This window comes from Janibacter sp. CFPM2_SD2 (genome assembly GCF_057364645.1).
The window spans coordinates 1-2,898 of record NZ_JBNFOF010000278.1 but is presented as its reverse complement, the minus strand read 5'-3'; the positions used below and the strand labels follow the sequence as shown (position 1 = coordinate 2,898).

The 2,898-nt window shown below is 74.9% G+C and carries 3 protein-coding genes and 1 pseudogene; 3 read left to right on the top strand and 1 reads right to left on the bottom strand.

What is annotated here, in order from left to right; all coding sequences use genetic code 11:
* Positions 1-264, bottom strand: a pseudogene (locus AC2W7J_RS17225) (hypothetical protein); the annotation flags it as partial.
* Positions 265-404: 140 nt separating this feature from the next.
* Here AC2W7J_RS17225 and AC2W7J_RS17220 point away from each other — a divergent pair.
* From AC2W7J_RS17220 to AC2W7J_RS17210, 3 genes are all read left to right on the top strand, one after another.
* Complete coding sequence (locus tag AC2W7J_RS17220) at positions 405-1,061, top strand: class I SAM-dependent DNA methyltransferase (RefSeq protein ID WP_427801702.1); 657 nt, start codon at positions 405-407, stop codon at positions 1,059-1,061.
* A 189-nt stretch (positions 1,062-1,250) separates the two neighbouring features.
* The gene (locus AC2W7J_RS17215) at positions 1,251-2,249 is read left to right on the top strand and encodes a winged helix DNA-binding domain-containing protein (protein WP_485983909.1); all 999 of its coding nucleotides are present in this window, start codon (positions 1,251-1,253) and stop codon (positions 2,247-2,249) included.
* 129 nt (positions 2,250-2,378) lie between these two features.
* On the top strand, positions 2,379-2,898 hold a 520-nt coding region (locus tag AC2W7J_RS17210; RefSeq protein ID WP_485983907.1), incomplete at its 3' end, for a hypothetical protein.

Here is a 2,898-nt window from a genome sequence, read left to right as displayed (position 1 = left end):
TTCGTCACCTCGGACGGCCGGTCGCGATGGCGCCGTGACGTCCGGCGTCGCCGTCGGCGCCGAGAGCCCGCGAGCGGTGAGCGCCTCGCGCACCGAGCTGACGAGCGCGGCGTCGACGCCCTCGGCGCTCGTCACGGCGAAGGTCGTGCCCGCGTCGCACAGGGTGCTCGGCACGGCGGCCGTCGCCGGTGTGGCGAAGGTCAGCGCGAGGCCTCCCGACATGACGAGTCCGGCGATGGTGGTCCTGGCAATGGTGGTGCGCACGTCTGCTCTCCCCATGACGAAACGGCGAAGGCGCTCCCCCCACGGGCGCGCCGATGGTCGGAAGATATACCCACCCGGGCCGGGCGGGAAGCCCCCTTCGCAAGGTGCTGGCTGACGGTGGCTGCTGGCAGGGTGGGGCCATGGGCGAAGCGGACAACGAGCACGGCCACCGGCACGACAGGGACGCGAAGCACTTCGACGACACGGCCGCGACCTGGGACGACGACCCCGACAAGGTGCGCCAGTCGAATGAGGTGGCGGCGGCGATCGCGGGGCGGGTCCCCCTTCGTCCGCGGCTGCGGCTCCTCGACTACGGCGCCGGCACGGCCCTGGTGACCACCGCACTGCTGCCGCACCTGCCGGAGGTCGGGGTGACCGTTGCCGACAGCTCCTCGGGGATGCGGCAGGTGCTCGCTGACAAGGTGGCCGGTGGCACGCTGCCGTCGCCGACGCGCGTGTGGGACCTCGACCTCGAGACCCAGCCGGTGCCCACGGAGCGCTTCGACCTCGTGGTCACCTCCAACGTCCTGCACCACGTCGGGGAGCTCGACCGGGTCCTCGCCGGCTTCGCCGAGCTGCTCGACGCCGGTGGGTGGGTGGCCGTCGCCGATCTCGACCGCGAGGACGGCAGCTTCCACGACCACGACTTCGGCGGGCACCACGGCTTCGACCGCGCCGAGGTCGCGAGCCGGCTCGCGTCAGCTGGCTTCGTCGACGTGACCGTCGGCGATGCCGGCCACGTGCACAAGCAGGACCGCGACTACCCGGTCTTCCTCGCCGTCGGCCGCCGGGCGTGATGCGCACCGTCGGCGACGCCGAGCGCCGCGCCCGCCTGGCGACACGGCACGCACTGCACCCCGACCACCACGCACCCGACGTCCTCGGCGCGGCCCGCTCGGTGGTCTGCCTGCACGCGACCGAGGCCGCGACCGTGCACCTGGCCGTCGGCGCCCGCACCACCGGGGTCACCCCTCGACGTCGACACGGTGCTCTACGACGACCGCGGCATCGTCAAGCAGCTGGCGATGCGCCGCACGCTCTTCGCCTTCCCCCGTGACCTGCTGCCCGCCGCGCTCGCCGTGGCCCGCGAGCGGATCGCGCCCGAGCAGCACCGGCTCGTCGCCCGCGACGCCACGCGGCACGGCATCGCCGACGACGGTGCGGCCTGGCTCGAGACGGCGGGAGCCGCGGTGGAGCGACGGCTGGCCGGCGGCGAGGCGCTCCCGGCCGCCGTGCTGCGCGCCGAGCTGCCGGAGCTGTCCGGGGCGATCACCGTCAACGAGGGCAAGCGCTACGGCGGCACCTTCAACCTCGCGCCGCGTGTGCTCACCTGGCTCGGGGCGCAGGGGCGGATCACCCGCGGGCCCAATGCCGGTCACTGGCGCCTGTCGAAGCCCGCGTGGACCCTCATGGACGCGTGGCTCGGCGAGGAGCCCGCCGTCCCCGACCTCGCGGCCGGCTACGCCGAGCTCGTGCGCCGGTGGCTGGTGCGCTTCGGCCCCGGCACGACCGAGGACGTGCAGTGGTGGCTCGGGGCGACGAAGGGGGCCACCCGCGCGGCCCTCGCGGACGTCGGCGCCGTCGAGGTGGGGCTCGAGGGTGGCGCCACGGGGTGGCTGCTGCCCGACGACCTCGAGCCGGTCGCCGAGTTCGGCCCCTGGGCGGCCCTGCTGCCGACGCTCGACCCCACGACGATGGGGTGGAAGGCCCGCGACTGGTACCTCGACCCTGCCCACCGCGAGCTGCTCTTCGACAGCAACGGCAACGGCGGCACCACGGCCTGGTGGGACGGCCGCATCGTCGGCGCGTGGGTGCAGGACGACGACGGCGTCGTGTCCGTCGTCGAGTGCCCGGGCACCGACCTCGGGAGCGAAGGGAGGTCCGCTCTCGCCGTCGAGGCGGAGCGGCTCACCGCCTGGCTCGACGGCGTGCGGATCACCAACGTCTACTCGTCGCGTCTGATGAAGGGGCAGGCGCTGCCCTAGGCCGCGGGGCGCCGACGCGCCGGCTATCGGTCGGAGGTCTGCGGGGCCGGGCTCGTCGAGCCGCCGGAGGACGGCTGGGTCGTCGGGTCGCTCGTCGCCGGGGGCGTCGAGGGCTCTGTCGTCGGGACCGTGGTCGTGGGCTGCGTGCTCGTCGGGGTCGTCGAGGTGGGCGTCGTCGTGGTCGGCGGCGCGACCGTGAAGGACGACGGCGGCACCGTCGTGGACGACGTCGAGGTCGACGACGACGTGGTGGTCGTCGTGGTGAGCGACGGGGTCGTCGACGTGGACCGGGGGGCGCTCGTGGTCGTCGGCGGTGGTGCCTGCGTCGTCGTGGGGGCCGGCGGCGCTGTCGTCGTCGGAGGCGGTGCGACCGGCGCCGTCGTGGTCGGCGCGGGGGTGGTCGTCGAGCTCGTCGACGAGGTCGACGTCGGCGTCCCGGTGGTCGTCGTGTCACTCGTCGTCGTGGTCGTGACCTCGACCGGGATCGCCGTGTCCGCCTCGCGGGTCAGGGCGAAGGCCACGCCCGCACGAGCACGACCGCGCCGACGAGACCTGCGACGAGGAGGCCGGCACCGCGACGCCGCCGCGGGCGCGCACCAGGGCGAAGGGAGGCGGCCGCACCTCCGCCGGCCACGACGCCGGTGGCACC